Source organism: Rhodococcus sp. LB1, assembly GCF_001583455.1.
GTDB classification, from domain to species: Bacteria; Actinomycetota; Actinomycetes; order Mycobacteriales; family Mycobacteriaceae; genus Rhodococcus_F; species Rhodococcus_F opacus.
On sequence record NZ_LTCZ01000046.1, the window covers coordinates 1 to 19,491 of the forward strand.

General features: G+C 63.0%; 16 protein-coding genes and 3 pseudogenes. 6 read left to right on the forward strand and 13 right to left on the reverse strand.

Annotation, left to right across the window (positions count from 1 at the left end):
• From AZG88_RS08700 to AZG88_RS08760, 13 genes and pseudogenes are all read right to left on the reverse strand, one after another.
• Positions 1-571 (reverse strand): annotated as a pseudogene (locus AZG88_RS08700) (IS110 family transposase); the annotation flags it as partial.
• Positions 572-1,307: 736 nt separating this feature from the next.
• Entirely contained in the window at positions 1,308-1,955 is a 648-nt protein-coding gene (locus tag AZG88_RS08705; RefSeq protein ID WP_061697456.1) for an NUDIX hydrolase, read from the reverse strand.
• Between the two features lie 7 nt (positions 1,956-1,962).
• The gene (locus AZG88_RS08710; RefSeq protein ID WP_061697457.1) at positions 1,963-3,255 is read right to left on the reverse strand and encodes an adenylosuccinate synthetase; all 1,293 of its coding nucleotides are present in this window, start codon (positions 3,253-3,255) and stop codon (positions 1,963-1,965) included.
• 81 nt (positions 3,256-3,336) lie between these two features.
• Positions 3,337-4,323, reverse strand: a complete 987-nt coding sequence (locus AZG88_RS08715) for a hypothetical protein (protein ID WP_061697458.1) — start codon at positions 4,321-4,323, stop codon at positions 3,337-3,339.
• Between the two features lie 6 nt (positions 4,324-4,329).
• A complete protein-coding gene (locus AZG88_RS08720) occupies positions 4,330-5,394 on the reverse strand; it encodes a hypothetical protein (RefSeq protein ID WP_061697459.1) in 1,065 nt (354 codons plus the stop codon).
• Positions 5,395-5,965: 571 nt separating this feature from the next.
• Entirely contained in the window at positions 5,966-6,334 is a 369-nt protein-coding gene (locus AZG88_RS08725; protein ID WP_061697460.1) for a histone-like nucleoid-structuring protein Lsr2, read from the reverse strand.
• A gap of 254 nt (positions 6,335-6,588) precedes the next feature.
• Positions 6,589-6,933, reverse strand: coding sequence for a zinc-ribbon domain-containing protein (locus AZG88_RS55490; protein WP_420855178.1), 345 nt, complete (start codon positions 6,931-6,933; stop codon positions 6,589-6,591).
• Positions 6,837-8,241, reverse strand: a pseudogene (locus tag AZG88_RS49670) (IS1380 family transposase). The gene AZG88_RS55490 and the pseudogene AZG88_RS49670 overlap by 97 nt, the downstream one beginning before the upstream one ends.
• 55 nt (positions 8,242-8,296) lie before the next feature.
• The gene (locus tag AZG88_RS08740; protein WP_061697462.1) at positions 8,297-8,536 is read right to left on the reverse strand and encodes a hypothetical protein; all 240 of its coding nucleotides are present in this window, start codon (positions 8,534-8,536) and stop codon (positions 8,297-8,299) included.
• Between the two features lie 561 nt (positions 8,537-9,097).
• Entirely contained in the window at positions 9,098-9,601 is a 504-nt protein-coding gene (locus AZG88_RS55495; protein ID WP_082833262.1) for a Zn-ribbon domain-containing OB-fold protein, read from the reverse strand.
• Positions 9,502-10,623, reverse strand: coding sequence for a thiolase C-terminal domain-containing protein (locus tag AZG88_RS08750; protein ID WP_231913888.1), 1,122 nt, complete (start codon positions 10,621-10,623; stop codon positions 9,502-9,504). The genes AZG88_RS55495 and AZG88_RS08750 overlap by 100 nt, the downstream gene beginning before the upstream one ends.
• 77 nt (positions 10,624-10,700) lie before the next feature.
• On the reverse strand, positions 10,701-12,023 hold the full coding sequence (locus AZG88_RS08755) for an MFS transporter (protein ID WP_043786954.1): 1,323 nt from the start codon (positions 12,021-12,023) through the stop codon (positions 10,701-10,703).
• 274 nt (positions 12,024-12,297) lie between these two features.
• Positions 12,298-13,083 carry a GntR family transcriptional regulator gene (locus AZG88_RS08760; RefSeq protein WP_156517450.1) on the reverse strand — a complete coding sequence of 262 codons (786 nt, stop codon included), beginning with the start codon at positions 13,081-13,083 and terminating at the stop codon, positions 12,298-12,300.
• Positions 13,084-13,226: 143 nt separating this feature from the next.
• Here AZG88_RS08760 and AZG88_RS08765 point away from each other — a divergent pair, with 143 nt between their 5' ends.
• The 6 genes and pseudogenes from AZG88_RS08765 to AZG88_RS53440 form a co-directional block, all read left to right on the forward strand.
• On the forward strand, positions 13,227-14,483 hold the full coding sequence (locus AZG88_RS08765) for a CaiB/BaiF CoA transferase family protein (RefSeq protein ID WP_063886787.1): 1,257 nt from the start codon (positions 13,227-13,229) through the stop codon (positions 14,481-14,483).
• Between the two features lie 51 nt (positions 14,484-14,534).
• The gene (locus AZG88_RS08770) at positions 14,535-15,299 is read left to right on the forward strand and encodes an SDR family NAD(P)-dependent oxidoreductase (protein WP_005560786.1); all 765 of its coding nucleotides are present in this window, start codon (positions 14,535-14,537) and stop codon (positions 15,297-15,299) included.
• A 34-nt stretch (positions 15,300-15,333) separates the two neighbouring features.
• A complete protein-coding gene (locus AZG88_RS08775) occupies positions 15,334-16,776 on the forward strand; it encodes an aldehyde dehydrogenase family protein (protein WP_061697464.1) in 1,443 nt (480 codons plus the stop codon).
• Between the two features lie 42 nt (positions 16,777-16,818).
• Complete coding sequence (locus AZG88_RS08780) at positions 16,819-17,532, forward strand: carboxymuconolactone decarboxylase family protein (RefSeq protein WP_231913889.1); 714 nt, start codon at positions 16,819-16,821, stop codon at positions 17,530-17,532.
• A 183-nt stretch (positions 17,533-17,715) separates the two neighbouring features.
• Positions 17,716-18,591, forward strand: a complete 876-nt coding sequence (locus AZG88_RS08785) for an SDR family NAD(P)-dependent oxidoreductase (protein ID WP_082833263.1) — start codon at positions 17,716-17,718, stop codon at positions 18,589-18,591.
• Between the two features lie 509 nt (positions 18,592-19,100).
• Positions 19,101-19,414 (forward strand): annotated as a pseudogene (locus tag AZG88_RS53440) (hypothetical protein); the annotation flags it as partial.
• Positions 19,415-19,491: the final 77 nt, after the last annotated feature.

Genomic DNA, 19,491 nt, shown 5'->3' on the forward strand with positions numbered 1-19,491 from the left:
GGGTGCGTGCTTGACCGCGATCGCGGTGAGCTTGCGCTTGCCGGCCTGCCGGATTCCGGCCGGCCCGCCGCAGCGGGAGAGGATCTCGAGCACCGCCGGATGGGTGATGCGGGGGCCGAGGACCCGCTCGAGGGCAGGGTGGATGGAGGTGAGCAGGCCTCGGATGCGGTTGCTNNTCGGCGAGGGCCTCGTCGCCGGTATCGACCCGGCGCAGGGTGTGCGGCATGGTGCGGGCGGTATCGGCGATGATGAACGCGTCTCGGGCGTCTGTTTTCGCCTGTCCGGGGTACAGGTCGGCGATGCGGCGCATCGCCAGTCCGGGCAGGTAGCCGACCTCGTGGCCGCCTACGCGGGCCACGGTGACCGGCAGGGCGCCGATCGTATTGGGTTGGTCGACGACCACCAGCCCCGATCCGTGGCTGGCCAGGCGGTCGAAGACCGCCCGCAGTTTCGCTTCGTCGTTCGGCAACGCCTTGTCGTAGATCTTCTTTCCGGCGGCGGTCAGTCCGACGGCGTGGTGTTCGCCTTTGCCGACGTCGATGCCGCAGTACACCGCATAGTTCGAGTCCATTCAGGGGTCGTCCCTTGTGTCTCGGTCGGCCGGTCGCCGATCCGGCATCGACGCCCGGCACCCACGTTACAAAGAGACCTACCCAATTTCGGTTGGCCGTGTCCCTATCAGCGGTCCGTCGACGCCACCACACCCGGCGACACCACCCCCCGGATCATGCGAGAGACAGGGGCAAGGAGTCATACCGGGTCTGGCGACCGTAGCCCTTCTGTGAAGGACCGTGAATAAGGTAACGGGGCCACTGCCGAGGTGGTCGGGAACGGTCGCACCGGCGAGTCGGCTGCTTCCCAAGATCATCCCGAACCGCGACGGGGAATCGTTCCGACCCTCCATACGCCCTCCCAGTCGCCCCGAGATCTGCCGTCGCCGACCCAGCCACGAACCTGAGAAAGATTCGTTGCTCGACTGAATTTTCCAGCTCCTCCGTTGTGGCTCATTTTGTCGCAGTAGGTAGTTCACGGGAACGAGTGCGACACGAGGCTTTCGAGGGCGCACCGATGGTGTACCGGCCAATCCCGACTGGTACTACAACCTCGTCACCGCTGGCGAGGCAGAGATCGAACGTGGCACCGACCAGTGCCCGGTGGCAGTTGATGAGGTGTCGAATCCGAGCCCCTGGCCCCGAACAGCTGAGACCAGGCTCGTTGCTACGTCCATGCTCGCGTCAGCCACGACGTCAGCAAGGACGGTAGCCCCGCTCGGTGCGCCAGTGGCACGGCGTCCGTGAGAGTGTCATTTATGTTGTGGTCCAACGCCATACGACTGCCGGTCGGCCAGTGGCCTGCACGCGGACGCGCTCGTCGGTACGTTCGAGTCCAGGTATCGCCTTGAGCGTGCGATTGAGATTGCCTTGATCGGGCCGGCTGCCGGTGAGGGCAGTGGTGACCGTGACTGCGTGGGTGGCGGGGAATTCTGTGCCGAGGAGGGCCCGGGTGAATGTTGCGTCCCGCCAGAGGAGGCTGGTGGCGAGGATGCGGCGTCCGGCCGCGACGATGCGGTCGTGGTCGAAGGCGAGGGTGCCGTGTTCGTCGAAGCCGCGCCACTGCGTCGCGGCGGCAGGGTCCGTGGTGATGTTGTCGGCGGTGATGACGGCCCACATGGCGATGGACAGGGTCGGCCCGCGTGGGTCGCGACTGGGCTCGTCGAACACCTCAAGTTGTCCCACGGCCAGGATCGCGTCGTCCGGGATACCGAGCTTGGTGGTGACGGCGCGGCGGGCAGCCGTCTCGAGGCGTTCACCGGCGCCGAGAAGGACGCCGGGCAGGGCCGTCTGCCCGGTGTACGGCTCCCAGCGGCGGGGCGCGACGCCGTAGCGCAGCGAGCCGTGTTCCGGGTTGCCGAACCGGAGAGCGACCACGTCGACGGAGACCGATGACTGTTCCATACGGTGATCATGCGACAGCAGGCTCTCGGACGCGACGAGCGGCCCGACTGGGACCGTCGGAGGTGAGCACCACCGGTGCGCCGACCAGCGATCCGAGGTGCGCCGCGACGTCTGCCGGATGTGTCGGCAACTCGACTGTGTCGGGCGTGAGTGCGGACAGGACGTCGGTGAGGTGTTGTTGATGCGCGAGGTCCTTCCACGGCCCGAGCGGCAGCAGGTCGCCGATGCCGGGGTACCGGCGTGCGCTACGGATGGGGATCCCGGCCGCTGCGGCACGGGTCACCGCGTCGAGGTGGGTGACGGCCAGACTGTCCACACCGCCGCAAACCTTTGTCGCGTACCGCATCAGTACCTCATCGAGGTCCCCGATCCGGAAGGTGCCCTGGTAGCTGCCGGTGCCGTTGTGCAGTTCGGGTAGGACCGCACCGAGTGTCGGGTTCTCGGTGGGCATCGGGCCTGCACCGTGCCGGGTGGTGTAGGTGCGGGTGACGCCGAGCACGTGGCTGTCGCGGCCGTGCTCGGCGGAGAGTGCGCGCGCGTTGCTCGGTTCCACGGTGGACCAGGTGGTGTGTGGGTGGAACCCGCGCCACTCGTCGAGTAGCACTCCTTGTGCGCCCTCGTAAACCAGGCGCCCTCCGTCCGCGAGGGCGGCGAGATCACCGTCGTCGGTGATCCGGACCGCGGCCACGAATTCGGAGTACATGATGACCATGTCGTCGTGGTCGGGCCACCGGTGCATGCTGGGGGAGACCAGGTGACGGTAGTGGTCGGCCATCGCGGCGAGTTTGGCGCGCAGAACCGCTGGGCGGTGGCAGTCCCCGACGGTGAGTGCGTCCGGGTGGTCGAGGGCGTAGGCGGCGGTCTCGCCGATACCTTTGCCGCAGGAGCCGTGCCTGCCGTCGCCGCGGGCGTCCTCGCGGGCGCGGTTGGCGGCGACGTGGATCGGGGTGGTCAGTAGCGCGTGGGCGTCGATGTGCAGTAATTGGAGCGGATTCGGTACACCCAGCGCAGCCAGGGCGCGGGCCTCGGCGGCGAGGGCGATCGGTTCGACGAGGACATGCTTCGACAGCACCGTGGGAACGCCGGAGAAGGTCCCGGACCCGAACTGGGAAAAGGTGTGGTGGCGACCGTCGACGACGACGTTGTGCGCGGCCTGTGCGCCGCCGTTGAACCGGACAACGGCTGCGACGTCGAGGCCGGCGTCCGGTGCGCAGAGCCAGTCGACGGTGGCGCCCTTGCCGGCGTCGCCGAAGCCCAGGTCGACGACGATGATGTCGCGGTCACCGAACACCGTGGTCATGGGATCTCCTGTCGTAGAGGGGAGTCGGGAGGCGGGCTCGCACCCGAAGCCGGATCGAATGCCCCGCCTCCCGAACGGGTGTCAGGTGAAGGACACGTCGTCGCTGCCGGCCGGATCGATCGGCAGTGGACTCACCGCGACGGGGGCCCGCGCCGCACTGAGGACGGCGAGCGCGTGACCGACGGTGTCCGCTTCGGCGGCGGATCCGACGTCACGCAGGTCCGCCAGACCCTCGCCGAGGTCGATGCGGTCCTCGCCCATGCCGACCGTCAGAGCGATCAGCTCGCACACCGCGCCCGGGTCGTCCAGCTTGAGGAACCGTTCCCCGAGTAGCTGCTGCCAGTGGTCTGCGATCTCGGGATCGTGGTAGTACGCTGACTGATTCGGCAGTACGAAGTAGACGTTCCACCGCCGTTCGAGTTCCCGGTACACCGACTCGACGGTGACATCGCGGTCGAGGTCGTCGCCGATCACCGCGCGCACGTGGCGGGCCGACAGTCGGGCCTTGTTCAGTTCGTCGCCGATGATGAACAGGTATCCCTTGTGGCCGCGTTTGTCCCACGCGTCGGTGGCGGTGTGCCGTGTCATGAAATATGCGGCCAGCTCGTAGCTTTCGGACTTCTGACCGCCGCCGTTGCCTTCAAGGAAGATGGTGCGGAGTTGCTCGTCCATGGCGTTGCCGGACTCGAATTGACCGACCTGCAGGGGCACTCGGTCGGAGTCGGCGTCCCCGATGCCGCCGAACAGGATCTGCGGGTCGTCGGCGTACCCCTTGCGCTGCAGCAGGCCGTGCAGTTTGCCGAGCTTGTCCTGCATGATCCGCGGTACCGCGCCCATCGAACCGGTGACGTCGAAGAGCACGGCGATCGGTAGCGACTCGGGGTGCCCGGCCGAATCCCGGCATTCCCGCACGGTCACACCCAGCGGGTCCAGGGTCGGATCGGCCTTCCACTGGTCTCTCGGTCGTGCGTACATCGCGCTGGTGTAGCCGAAGTCGTCGACGCCGCGGGCGGTGCGGAACGTTTTGGCCGCGGTGTAGGTGTCGTCATCCCACTTGCCGTATCCCATGGTGGATCACTGTCCTTTCGTGGTGGGGATGGTGAACGGGCGGAATCGTCGCCGCCCGTAGAGCGTGTCGAGCAGGTCGTCGAACTCGGCGAGCAGATCGACGGCGTCGGGTCGCAGACCAGGTTGTGGTTGCATGCAGCCGCATGCGAACGCGCGCAGGCGTTCTGGGGCCGTGTCGGCGAGCATGTTCAGCATCAACCGATGGGCCATGAACACATCCCAGGCCGGGGTTGCGGGGGAGTCGGTGGAACTTTCCGGTGGATAGTGCTCCCGCCGAGAGGGGATTGTCGCCAGCGGAACCGTGCCTGGGCGGGTGGCGAACGACCACCCGGCTAGTACCACTCCATGCCGCTCAGGGTGAATGAGCACGTTGTCCGCGGTCACCGCGGTGTGTACCCACCCGGCGCGATGCGCGGCGGCAAGAGCCCGAAGCAGACGCCGGTGCATCCACACCCAATCCCGCGGATCGAGCCCGTCCGGGTAGCCAGCCCGGACCTCGGCGAGGGTGACGAATCCAGTGGTCGGCGAGTCCAGCACGTTCACCTGCCGCCGGGCGCCGGTCACAGGGTCGGCGTGGGTGAGGTGGTCGATCAGTTGCGGGAAGTACGCGCGCAGCCAATCATTCCCGCCCTCGGCGGACGCCGCGATCTCAGTGAGCGCGGCCCGTTCCGCATCGATCAGAGCGTTCGAGGAGACATTGCGGGGAACCTTGATCACAACGCCCGCGCCGCCGCTGTCGGTGGCATGGTGCAGGTCGGCGATCGAACCACGGGCATGCCGAGTCCCGAGTCGGTAGGAGCCGCGACTGCCGTCCAACACGATCGCCGCGGCCGCGGCCGCGGCCGTGGTAGTCGCAGCCTGCTGCCAGCGGCGATATAGGTCGGACGCATGTGTGAATGCTGCTGCCGCGCAAGCGGCGTACGCGCGATCAACCCGATCCGGGTGAATCAGAACCGACAGGCGGCGGAACCGCCGACGGGCAGCGCGCTGAGCCGCCGGATCGTGGGTGATTGGGCCGAACAGGTCGCTCGGCACGATTGCCGCTCCCACAACATCGAGTGCCTCCGTCATCGTCTCCATACTTTTAGTCTAGATGACTAAAACATTGGTCTGCAACCCGCGAGGATCGGTCAGAGGCGTGTGGGTCGCAGGGCAAACAGTCCGAGCTCCGAGGAGTGAGCGATGCTGGAAAATCGATCGAACCGGGGCACTGGCGATGGAAGCCGCCGTCGTTGCTCCCGTGGACGACTCGTTGGACGGTGCGCCGACGGCGATGCCAGCACGGTGCGAGGTCTTCGCGCCTACATCAAGATTGCAGGATCAACTTATCGGGATGTATCGGCATAGTGCAGGGCAATGAGAAGTGATTAACGGTGGGACTGGATTCGGTGTTTCATCGCACCCGACGACAGAACTTCGGACGTCCTCGTGCATGACTCGGAAATCTCGGCCAGCAGCCAGGGCAGACGTTCCTGGAGGGTTCGAAATTGGTCGCGGTTCCTCGAAGACCTGGTGTTCGTTCGAATGTCAAAGAGTAGGGACTCTCGTTGATACGCCACCTGCGATTGCCGTTCGCTCCTAGCCTTCCACTTCATCCCCTCGACCGAAAGCCCAACGAGTAATTTCGCTCTCCCGACAGTCGTCAGTGAGCAGCGTTGTATGCCTCCGCGATCTCGGTAGGAATGCGCCCGCGAACCCCGATGTCATAGCCCTGCTCCTGAGCCCATTCTCGCACTGCCCTCACATGATCACGGTCCCGCCGCGCAGGCTTCCGCTTGACCTCCTCACCCGACGTGAGTGTGCCCGCTGATCGATTCTTGCGGCCACCTACTCTTGTGGCGTGATCGATGTAATAATCGAGTTTCTTGTGGAATTCCTTCGCATTCTTCGCTGACAAATCAATGTCGTAGTCGATCCCATTCACGGAGAATGCGATCGTCTCGCCCCTTCCCTCCGCAATAGGGGATCCGTCGATATCGTCGACATGCTCGACAACTACTTGGCGCGCCATTTCCACTCCTTCGTCACCTTTCGCACCCACTCTACGTCCATTACGCAATGCTCGCCTCAGCGAATATGAGGGTGCGTCAGGCTGCGGCATCAAGAATGGCTAAACGGACGGAAAGATTTGGACGCTAACCCATCCGTCAGGCGGCGAGTCCCAACTATGCCGACTCCCAACGTCGAATGGATTTCGTCGTGGCGTCAAGCCTTGAACCATTCTGCTCCCCGACTAGATCTCGAGTGGCGCCGCTGAGATTGGGTTCAGACCGCTTTGCGTGCAGAGCTGTCGCGGGTAAGGACACCAGGCGTCTTCCTCGATCGTCTTGGGCAGATGCCCCATCGATGAGTTCTCGAGCGGACCCTGATCTTGATCGGCGCCGACCACTCGTGCCCGCAGTCGCCGCACCTCCACCAAACCTTCCTGGCACTGTTCACGCCGACCTGATCTGGTGTGATGTCGGAGTTTCTATCCCAGTTCCAGTCTGCGACGACGTCCGGCCGCTTGTCAGCTAGTGACGTACCTGGCTTCGGCGGGCGACTACTGCCGGCCTTACGCGAACAGATGCGACAGCCGCGTCCATACGTCCGGGCTTGAACGGTGGCCAGTGGAGAGGCAGGTGAAGTACTGGTCTGGCGAATCGGGCGGGGACGTTGACCAGGTGCCGGCGCAATGTGGCACCACGAGCAACGGCGTGACTTCCTCCGCAGACGGTGCCCGCGGCGCGCAGCAGGTTGTGCGGATCGCGGCGCAGAGCACCCAGGCGCTGTTCGCGCCGAAGCGCCTGGAGGGAATGTGGCAAGTGGTCCGTCGATCAAGTCCGCGAACACCGTTTCGACGATCGCGTGTTTGCGATGAGTGAGGTCGGCGTCGACGGTCTGCAGGTCGGAGTTGGTGAAGAACGGGTGATGCCGCCCTACCGGGAACAGCGCGTCGGGGTAGTTGGCGTCCTTGACGCGGCGCACGATCAGGCGGGCGGTGACCTGGTGGCGTCCGGAGAACGCGGTGTACTCGACCTCGGCGACCTCGGCGTCGGAAATCAATTCCCCGGTGTCGGGGTCGGTGACCGCACCGGGAGAGTGCAGGGCATCCATTCCCTGCCCGTCAATACTGTCGATGGCCTGGGTGATGCGCGGGTTACGGGTCATCACCAGCGAGAACTCGATGCCGGCGGTGACCGCGGCGCCGATGACGGCCTTGTTGCCGAACGCCGAATCGCCGCGGGCCATGATCTTGCCCGTCGCCCGCAGGCGCGGGCGGTGGTGATCGCCGAGCGCAATTGGGAGGCAGCGCCGCGCCCGGAGCCGGCCTTGCCTGCCCGTAGTCGCATCTCCGCGATCACCGGTGCCGCCTGCGCGGTGGACAGGGCCGTGACCTGCGGCGAGAGGCCCTTGCGGAGCAGGGCGCGACCGGCGATCTTCGCGTGCCCGTAGGAGCTCCTTGCTTCTGGTGCCCGTAGACCGGCCGAAGCAACGAGTCGATGTCGAGGTACGCCAAGTCCTCGATGCCGGGCAGCAGTGGTGTGCGGGCGGCGAGGCCGATCAGGTGTCGGCGCAGCACCGCCCCGAGCTGCGGGCTGTGTCCGTAGGTGAACTCGCGCAGGAAGATCCCCAACGTCGACGGCGCATACACCTGGTCGAACACGATCGGGCTGCCACCCGCCCGGATGGTGTCCACATCGTCGATGTTGTCGGCTCCGGTGAGCGTCCCACCGACGATCGAGGTCAGTTTCCCGACCGCGTTCGCGCCGCACCCGAGGCCACCCGCGTGGAGTCGAGGTCGACATGAGAGTCGATCAGCTCCGACAGGCCGGACTGTTCGGCGAGTTCGAGAACCGGCACCAACCCGGCCGCCGACACGAGATTGCGTTCGTCGAACACCGCGGACCCAGCCGTGAACGTGTGCGGAGATTGCACTGAAAGTGCCTTTCCGCATGTGGACAATCGTGACCTGAGAATCTCGATTCTCTCACTACGGGAAGCGCTTTCGCCATTCGCACGCCGTCGCACCCACAGCAAACTCCACGGATCCAGGCAAAGGTTTCTCCTCCATTTTCATCGCGAGGTGATCATGGGCGCGGATCTCGCGGACCTTTGCCTTGAACCGTGACGGTGTCATCCCGAACCGGACAAGTATTTCCTCTGCGGGTGCGCCGCCATAGGGGGCCCACGTTCGGACAAATTCGAGGATGTCCTCGGCCTCTTTGTCCACTTTGGGTTCTTCGGCACGGGTCCGATTTGCCGCTCGGCGCCGCTGTTGCCACTGTCGGTAGCGGCGTATCTCAGGGGCAGTCTGCGCGCCGGGCCTGGGGCGAGATGCTGTGTTTCTGTAGGACTCCGGATTCGTGGGTTCCATCATGCTTCCTTCATCATGGTCGAACTGTGGGGTCAAGTTCGTGCTACCGGATGGGACCGCACTCGGATCGCGTAGGAAATCTCCGCGGCCATGTGGCAGGGTGTTTCGGTGCGGAGATGTCGGCACGTCGGGCCCGCCCGATTGAGCGGAACTAGGCGCCCACACCGGCCCACACCCGCTGCACATGGACGAGTGCAGTCGCGTGCCGCTGAGTTTGTGCCACCGGAGGGTGCCGTTGTTAGCTATCGGAGAAAACGGACGCGAGGTTAGTGATTCGCTGTGCACGTGCGAGTTTCGGAAGATCGCTACCGTCCCGGGCCCGTTCACCACCTAAGCCGAGTTCATCGATCTTCCGGTAAGTCAGGCTTCCTGACGAACGACTGATCAGATGGATCTCGCCAGGCATCGGAAATGGCGCTATCGGTGGAGGGCCCATTCGAGCATTGTGAATTCCTCGTCGATGTCGGTGAATAGGCCCGTCACACGATCACCGATTATTGGCGCACTGTCCTCGTCGCACAGGATGCGCCCTGGAATGACAGGCCCGGCAGCGAGTTCGATCAACGCAACCGTGTACGGGACGGCGTCCTTCAGTTCAGGATGTAGTGCGCGCTCGTACACGGTGTAGCTCCAGATGGTCCCCGTGGGTTCTACATCACGCCAGTCAGCGTTTCGGGACCAGCATTCCGGGCATAGTTCGCTTGCCGGGAATCTTGTATATGAGCACTGGCTGCACTGCTGGAGTGATAGCCGCCGTTCGCGCATTGCGGTCCACATCGGTGCCGTCAGATCATCGCCCGGGGCGGGTCGAATGTGGCTGTTCATGCTGCTGCCGTCAGTAGTGTGGCAGCGGCTTTCAGGAAGTCGTGCGACGAGCAGTCGAGCGCGGTTCGCGCCCCGGGCACCTGTCGCTCGCCGCATTCGCCACGTAGTTGTCGAACTGACTCGCAGAGGTTGAGCCAACCCCACATGTAGCTCTCTGATAGTTGCCCCCCACTCGTGTTTACCGCTAGTGATCCGCCTGGTCGGGTGTTGCCTGCGGCGAAGAATGGCCCGGCGTCGCCTGGTTCGCAGAAGCCGTAGCTCTCGAGCATCTGGAGGGTCCACACAGAAGTCGCATCTTGAACGTAGACGGCGTCGATTTCCGACGGGCGCACACCCGTGGTGTTCCAGAGCTGTCGGGCAGTCGCGCCCAGCCAGGGCCGCATGAGATTGTCGGCGTTCTGGTCGGCTCGTAAGGCCGTCTTCTCTGCGATGCCGACAATGTGAATCGGCTTCTTGGGTGAATACTTTGCGCGATCTGCTCGAGTCAGTACGAGTGCAGCGCCGCCGTCGGAGATCATTGTGAGATCGGGACGCCTCAATGGCGCTGCGACGTAGGGGTGGGAGAGGTAGTCGTCGATCGTCATCTTTTCCTTGAAGATGCTGAGGGGATTGAGGCGAGCCCATTCCCGTTGGGATACCGACACCCATCCGAGCTGTTCCTCGGTCGTTCCGTAGAGGTGCTGGTGTCGACGGAAGGCCATCGCCGCCGAGCCCGCAACATGTACAAGTCCTGCCGCGGCGGCGAATTCGGCACCACCACCGACTGTGCGCCCGAACCCCACGCGTTGGGAACGTTGATTCGTCCCGTATGTGAGCACCACAGTGTTTGCCAGCCCTGCGGTGATCGCCATGACACCGAGGTGAAGTGAGAAGTTTCCGGTACCGTAATCGAGGGTGGCGCTGTAGTCGGGATTGATACCCAGCATGTGGCCGATTTGTTCATCGATTCCCGCGCCGCCAGTGAGATTTCGGCACGTGATCAGGCCGTCGACGTCGTCTTTGGTCAAGCCGGCGTCAGCGAGCGCCAGTTGGACTGCTTCTGCGGCTATTTCGTTGGCACTACGGCCCGGGAGTTGGCCCTGCTCGGTGGTTCCGACACCGACCAGGGCGGTCTTCATGGCAATGGACATACTTTCACTCTCACTTTGAAATGCACGGTGTCGACCTGCGGTCAGGGTTGGCGGCCGGATACGAATTATTTGTTCGCGGGCTGATCAAGATCGCGAAGGTCTATGCCTTTTGTTTCTTTGATCAGGATGGAGCCGGCGACCACGACGGCTCCTAGCACCATGATGTACACGCTGAAGAGCGAACTCTTGCCAGTCGAGGTGAGCCAGGTGTTCAGGTAGGGGGCAGTGCCGCCGAAGATTGCAACCGACAACGAGACGACGAGTCCGACGATGGTTGCTCGGATCCGGGTCGGCGCTTGTTCAGCCACGATCGCGGGGTAGATCGCCCCGGCGCACGCCCACACGAGCTGGCCCAGCATCAGCGCGACGAACAGAGTCCACGGGGCGCTGGACACCATGCCGGCGATGGGGAACGCGAGTGCGATCATGAGCGCGCCTTGCGCGAACACGAATGGCTTACGGCCAACTTTGTCGGATAGGGCTCCCATGAAGGGCAGCAGAAGCACGATGAGGCCCTGAGACAGCAAGCTGACCACGAAGGCTGACGTGGGATGCATGTCGTGCTGCGAGATCGCGTTGGTCGGAGCGAACGAGACCCATGCGTAGAAGGAGATGTTGGTGCCGACCGAGATCATGATGATGCGTAGAGCGATACCGAGGATCTCCCGACCACTCATTTTGGTTGCGGGGGTATCGGATTCTTCGACGGTCTCGGCCTCTTCGAGAAAGACTTCGGTTTCGATGGCTGTCCGGCGGATCCACAACGCGAACAGTCCCAACAGTCCGCCGAACGCGAATCCGATCCTCCAACCGTACGAATCCATCTGATCCGCGTCGAATATTCCGGTCAGTACTGCAGCACTGGATGTTGCGGCCATCAACCCAATCGTTGATGCTACGAAAGGCATCGACGACCATAACCCGCGTCGCGCCGGCGGAGCGATCTCGGCGGCATAGGTGTACGACACGCCGGCCTCGCCTCCGTGCGCAAGCCCTTGTACCAGTCGCACGATCAGCAGAAACGCCGAGGCCCCAATTCCGACCGCCGCGTAGGTCGGCAGCGCGGCCATTGCCACGCTCGACCCCGCGAGTAGGCACATTGTCGCGACCATGACGTTCTTTCGGCCGATCTTGTCGCTGAGTCGGCCGAAAACGAAGCCGCCAACTGGCCGAGCGACGAATCCTACCGCGAAGATCGCCAGCGTGCTCAGCAGAGCGGAGGTGGGATTGTCAGACTGAAACGCGTTGTGGGCCAAATAGACCGAGAAGATCGCGTAGAGATTCCAGTCGAACCACTCGAGTGCGTTTCCGACCCCGGCCGCTACCAATGAGCGGCGTTGCGCACTGGAGGATGTTTGCTTGTCCACAGACTGGGTGGTGCTTACCATTTTGTGTCTCCATGGGTACTGGCGAAGGAGTCGACGCGCGACTGAAGGGGGCTGTGCCTACCTCAAACGGTTCGAAGTCGACCGCTCGCCGTGGGGGTGGACTTCGGTGGCTGCTCAACAGCTCGGCGAGAACGGACATGCGGGGGACGGTCTCGCCGTAGCAGCTGGACTGCTGGGCAATGTCGTCGGGATCACAGTCGACAGTACTGCCATCGCGTGAGCAAAAGCAAGGTTTATCGGCGAGAATTAGGCAAAAGTGTCGACTCCTGACAGGTTAGCGAGAGTCGGGGCCTTTACCGTCGACAATGGCAAGCAGGCCGGGTAGAGCGTTGGTCGCCATCGCCCGGTTGAGTGCAGCTGCGAGCTGACCGTCTCGCTCACGGAGTGCGAGCATCAATCGTTGATGGTCGGCAAGTGAGCGTTCGATTCTCCAGCCACGTGCCATTCCGAGGTGACGTAGCTGCATGACGCGGAGCCCGAGCCCGTCGATGGTTCGCTTGAGTGTCGCGTTCCCGCAGATGAGCGATGCTTGTTCGTGGAACAACACAACCTGCCAAAAGTATGCATCGTCGTCGCCGCTCTCGGCTGCGCTTACCAGGCCGGCGAGGTGTCGCTCCAGAGTGTCGAGTTCTGCATCGGAGGCATTCTCCACGATTTGGCGGGCAACGAGACCGTACAGCTCGCTGCGTAGATCGTAGATCTCGATGATCGTCTGTCGAGTGAACTCGGCGGCCCTGGGTCGGCGACGTGCCGGGACCTCGACCATCCCTTGGCGTTCCAAGACGAGGAGTGCTTCGCGGACTGGTGTGCGGCTGGTGCCGAATCGCTGTGCCAGGTCAAACGAGTTGAGGTCGTCGGACTGTCCGACACGCTCTTCGATTATGTCCCGAGCGATTTCGATGGCGATTTTGCCGACCAACGAATCCTGGCGCTCGTCCACGCCGAGGAGTCTGGCAAGAATTCCATCGATATCGGCTGTGGACACACTCAGCGGCCGCGCCGCGTTCCCATCGCTCTCCATGCGGACACAATAAACCCCCGATCGGTGCCCCGGCGTCACCTCCAGCCGGAGTCGCAATCCTCGCGCAGGCCCCGCTAGAAGCACCAAGTGTCGACTCTCTGGGCCTGATTCTGAGGAGTTACTAGTAATTCGTCGACTGTTGTGCTTATAGTGGCGACACTTACGAAGAAGGAATCAACCCAATGGCGAACCCATCAACCGTTCGGCCACTACCTCTCACCGGCATCAGAGTCTTGGACTTCACTACGTTCCTGTCCGGTCCGTCCGCAACGCAACTGCTGGCAGACCTCGGCGCAGACATCGTGAAAATAGAACCTGCAGTGGGAGATTCGAGTCGATCGATCCCTCCGCACTTCCTCGGCGACGACAGTGCGTACTATCTGGCCAACAACCGCAACAAACGAAGTGTTGCCCTCGACCTCAAGCGGCCGGAAGGACTCGACGTCGCATTGCGACTGATCGCGGTCTCCGACGTGGTCATCGAGAACTTTCGGCCCGGAGTGTTCGCGCGCCTGGGTATCGACAAGCACGCAGTCACTGCCGAGCGACCCGACTTGGTCTGGGCGTCCATCAGTGGTTTCGGCCAGTTCGGCCCACACCACCAGAGACCCGCCTACGACATGATCGTGCAGGCCATGAGCGGAGTGATGAGCCTGACAGGCCATCCCGACCAGCCTGCCGCAAGGCTTGGAGTCCCGGCCGGCGATGTCGTAGCAGGGATGTACGCCGTCATTGGGGTGCTCTCGGCGCTCGTGTCCAGGGCAGACACCGGGTCGGGCCGCATCATCGATGTCTCCATGCTGGACTCCCAACTTGGTCAACTTTCCTACCAGTCCGTCTACGCAATGATGTCCGGGCGGGCTCCGGGGCGTCAGGGAGCCGGGCACGATTCGATCCCCACATACAGATCCTTCCGCGGCTCGGACGGCGCCGAGTTCGTCGTCACCGCCAATACGCAGGCGATGTGGGAGCGGCTGTGTGCCGCCGTAGGAGAACCGTCCCTGCCCGACGATCCGAGATTCCGCGACCAAACGACACGACTGCAGCACAAGGACGAGCTCTGGGACATCCTCGAGAAAGTGTTCGCACAACAGCCCGCCGACGAGTGGGCGTCACGTCTGATTGGGCATCAAGTCCCATGCGCGCCCATCCGCGATGTCGCAGAGGCCCTCGACGACGCCCGCGGTGCAGGCCGCGGGATGGTCGTCGAACTGACCGACGGGAGTCACTCGTTCGAGGGCGTCGCGACTCCGATCTTGTTCGAGAACACCGAAACTCCACCTCTTCGATACCCGCCACGTCTCGGCGAACAGACGCACGAGGTGCTCGAAGAGCTTCTTTCGCTGACACCAGCAGAGTGCGACCGCCTGGCCCAGTCAGGTGCAGTGTTCCCTCCGGCCCCCCAGGCCGATCCGGAGGAGCCGCATTCCGCCCTCTGAACAGACCATGATTTCGAAGTTCGAAACAAACACCGACAGAAAGGCTTTCACATGAAGCTACACGGAAAGGTCGCAGTCATCACCGGCGCTGGATCCGGAATGGGACGCGCAGGCGCGCTGCTGTTTGCCCAGGAGGGCGCTCAGATCGTCGTCGCCGACCGCGACGAAACCGCAGCACGAGAGACCGCAGAGCTGGTCCGCTCGAAGGGTGGCGAAGCATCCACCGTCGTCGCCGATGTCACGACACTCGAAGGCAACGAAACGATCGTTCGCGGCGCCGTCGAGGCCTTCGGCGGCGTGGACGTGTTCTGGGCCAATGCAGGCGTCGCGGCACCGATGAGCCCCCTGGCAGAGCAGTCCATCGACTTCTTCGACACCCTCATGGCAGTCAACGCAAAGGGGCCGTGGCTGGGGGCTCGCGCAGCCATGCCTTTCATGCAGCAGCGCCCCGGCGCCTCTTTCATCATCACTGCATCCCTCTCTGGATTCCGGGCTCGACCGAACAACAGCGCGTACTCCACGTCCAAGGGTGCGGCAATTCAGCTCACGCGTGCATTGTCGATCGAGTTCGCACCTCAGGTTCGCGTCAACTCCGTCGCGCCGGTATCCACCGAGACACCCATGCTCCGCACCTTCATGGAGCACCAAGACGACATCGAAGCGACCATCAACGCGCAGCGCGCCGGCGTCCCGCTCGGTCGACTCGCCCAAGCAGACGACATCGCAAAGGCTGCGCTGTTCTTCGCATCTACAGACTCCGAGTTCATCACCGGTGTCACCCTCCCCATCGACGGTGGAATCTCGGCTCGCTCCTGAACCCGCCCTTGCTACAGAGAAAGAACTCACAAATATGCACAAGGAATATTACGGTTCGATCATCGACGGCAAGGAACTGCCTGAAGCAGGTACAGCGACGATGGACAGCATCGACCCGGCGACTGGCGGCGTTCTGGCAAGAATCCAACGGTCCGACTCCGCAGTCGTCGACGAAGCAGTCGCCTCGTCGCAACGCGCATTCGAAAGTTGGCGTGCAGTAGACGGTTCCGTTCGCGCCGATGCCATGAACGCCCTCTCGAAGGCGATTCTCGACAATCTCGACGTACTGGCATACCTCGAATCCGTCGACAACGGCAAGCCGCTGCGAGAAGCACAGGCCGACGTACGACTGACCGCCAGCTACTACGCGTACTACGCGGGAGTAGCCGACAAGATTCACGGCGAAACCGTTCCTCTCGGCCCCGCATTTCACTCGTACACCCGCGTCGAACCATACGGAGTCACCGCGCACATCGTCCCGTGGAACGCAGCCCTACAGCAGACCGCACGCGGTGTCGCACCCGCCATTGCCGGGGGCAACACAGCAGTGGTCAAACCCGCCGAGGACACGTCGATGGCGGTCGTCGAATTCGCCAGACTGGCCGTCGAAATCGCAGGAATCCCGCCCGGTGTGATCAACGTCGTCACCGGCCTCGGCGCCGAGGCCGGTGCAGCGCTCGTAGAGCATCGTGATGTCCGACGTATCGCCTTCACTGGGTCCGTTCCCACCGGCCAATCCGTATTACGCGCTTCGGCAACCCATCTGAGCCCCGTGACCCTCGAACTCGGCGGCAAATCACCGAACATCGTTTTCGCCGATGCCGATCTCGACAAAGCTGCAACCGGTTCGCTGACCGCGATCAACTTCAACGCCGGCCAGGTATGCATGGCAGGAAGCCGCTTACTGGTTCACTCGAGCATCCACGACGAATTCGTGGAACGGCTGACCCGGCTCGACCGCGCCGTCGGTCTTGGTCGCGGCATTGACAACCCCGACATGGGACCGATCACCACCGAGAAGCAGTACCGAAAGATCCTCGAATACTTCGACATCGGACGCTCCGAAGGTGCAGAAGTGGTCGTGGGCGGTGGCCCGGCACACGTCGCAGGACTGGAGGACGGCCGCTTTGTTCAACCCACCATATTCACCGGCGTGCGCAATGACATGCGCATTGCTCAGGAAGAGATTTTCGGTCCAGTCCTCTCGGTCATCGTGTTCGATGACGAAGAAGAAGCGATCCGGATCGCGAACGACACTCCCTACGGCTTGACAGCAGGACTGTGGACCAACGACCTCGCCAGGGCGCACCGCGTGGCAGGCCGAATCGACGCCGGCCAGGTATCGGTGAACAACTACTTCGCGGGCGGAATCCGCACACCCTTCGGTGGATACAAATCGAGCGGATTCGGCCGAGAGAAGGGACCCGACGCGGTCTATCACTACCTGCAAACCAAGTCCGTCGCGATTCAGCTCTGAGAAGGCATGCCGATGACAATTTCCAAGGAGAATTTGGCCCCCGTGCAGGCTCTGTCCGGTCACCTCGGTGATTGGAACGACACGCTCGACGCCGAGTACCGCGATTCCCCAGAGTTCTTCGACAGATTTGGCGCTATGGTCGACGTCCCCCGATCACGTGGGGCGCTCACCCCTATCGAACAAGCGCTGATTGGGGTCGCTGTCGTAGGCAACGCTGCCAGCACGAATTGGCCGCGACTGCGTGCATATGTGCGGGCCGCTCTCGACCTCGGCGCGAGTCGAGCCGAGGTCCGTGACGTATTGCAGCTGGTCAGCATCATGAGTATCCATGCACTGTCGACCGGGGCGCCGGCCGTTGCAGAAGTTCTGTCCGAAAGGGGGATTCGTCCTCCATCCGGGCTGAGTGACCGACAGCGGAACCTGCGTGCGGATTTCGAACAGAAGCGCGGGTACTGGCACAAGAGCTGGGACGATGTCTTGGCGCTCGACCCGGACATGTTCGAGGCCTACATGAACTTCTCCACCGTCGGGGCCCAATTCGGTTCGTTGCCAGTGAAGTTGCGTGAATTGATCTACATTGCCATTGATTGCGTGGTCACACACCTATACGTCCCAGGCGTGCAGATCCATACGCGGGCCGCGCTGGATGCAGGTGCCAGCGTGGAGGAGATCCTGTCGGCGATCGAGATAGCCACGTTCACCGGTGCGGATCCGTATTTCGAGTCAATGACGCGCATACCCGAATTGTTCGAGTAACGGGGCAACTCGCTCGGATTCCCTGATCCAGTCGGGTCGCGCACTTCGGTTGGTGTGTGACTCGACTGCGTGAGTCGTGCTGCGGCGGCGGTGATCGGATTTGTGCGCCGCAGGCACCGGAAGGTCCATGAATCCTGATCAGCACAGGAAGTGCTGCCAGGAAGAACTTTCAATCCTCCCACGGTGACTGTTTCGGATCAGGAGATCGGCATGGTAGAGCTCGAAGGCAAGGTTGCAGTCGTCACTGGCGGCGCCAGCGGGATCGGATTCGCAATGGCAGAACGTTTTGCCGGGGAAGGTGTGAAGGTCGTACTTGCCGATATCGAAGAAGGCAGTTTGGATATCGCAGTTTCGGCCCTGAGTGCATCAGGAGCCGACGCTATCGGTGTCCAGACAGACGTATCGGATCCGGAGAGTGTGCACAACCTGGCATTACGCACGATCGACGAATTCGCCGGTGTCCATATCCTGTGCAACAACGCGGGGGTCGACAGCGGCGCGTTGTTCTCCGACATTCCCCTGCGAACCTGGCAGTGGGTGATGGATGTCAACTTCTACGGTGTCCTCCACGGCTGCCGGGAGTTTCTCCCTCTCCTCCGGCAACAACCCGAGGCGCACATTGTCAACACCTGCTCGGTGGCTGCATTCGCGACCGGTGCAGCAACAATGAGCCCCTACGTTGCATCCAAGTTTGCGGTTCTGGGGATGAGTGAAAATCTCGAGATCGAATTGCGAACGGCAGGAGAGTCGATCGGGGTCTCGGTGCTGTGCCCAGGTCCGGTCAAAACACGCATGACAGAGTCCGAACGCAACCGGCCCAGCGGCGTCGTATCCACGTTGGCAGATCCCGTTCGGCGTTCTTCGGTCGAGCGTCTGGCAGACACGACCGCCGCGTCCGGCCTGGAACCGGGCCACGTAGCAGAGATGGTTGTCGACGCGATCCGAACCAATCGCTTCTTCATCCTGCCCCATCCCGACATGGCGTTGAAGGGAGTGGAGCGACGTATCGCGTGGATGAGGGATGGTACAGCGCCCGGCGCGCGCGAAGCGGGCACGTAAAGACCCACTCACATTGTCCGAGATGCTTGGCCGACGCACTTCGCCCGCCGAGCAGCGCTCTACGGCCCGGATCGAGGTTAACGCATTCGACGAGATCACCGACTCGACAACGACTGCTTTGCTGGCAGCTCACCGGGTGTTCTCGAGCGGGCACGCGCGGATCTCGCGGCGAAGTCTCGACTCCTGGATAGAACAGCATCCGGGGGCGCGTCTAAGTCTGATTTCATGAAGTTGAGATCAGACTCTCCGGATGCCGAAGGCTGCAGCACAGTCGCGCCAGTGACGGCGATGCTTAACGCCCACGCCGGTTCCTCGATGTTCATCGCTAAACTGCCGGGGCGCTCCTGGCGAGCTTGAATTTCGGAGAGTCGGTCAGGGTGATTGCGGCGGTTGCCATGCCGCCGCCGGATTGCCGACCATCCCCACAGGGCTCTCGGCGAGACCGAGCGCGTCGAACTGTTGGGCTGCATGGATGCCGTCGAGGGTGATCTGTCTGCCGAGTTCGGCACGTTCTCGACAACTGCGAGCGTTTGGTGGATGCAGTCGCCACGCTCTCCGGGAAACTGCTTCGGACCTGTCCCGAGCTTCGGATTTTGGCCACGAGCCGGGAGGCCCTCGGTATCGAAGGGGAGCGATACTGCGCGTACCGCCCCTGACGATTCCCGACACGGACGATGAGTTGTCCCTGCGCGGGCTGCCCCAGTACGACGCCGTGACGCTGTTCATGGAACGTGCCGCCGCCGCGGTGTCCGGGTTCGAGTTGATCGAGGACAACCGGATCACGGTAGCGCACATCTGCCGTGCGCTTGAAGGCCTACCCCTAATACGGAATCGATTGTTTTGGTTAGTTTTCGGTGCTCGAGTCTAAGCCGGTTATTGATGTCGAGTAACTGCATCGGA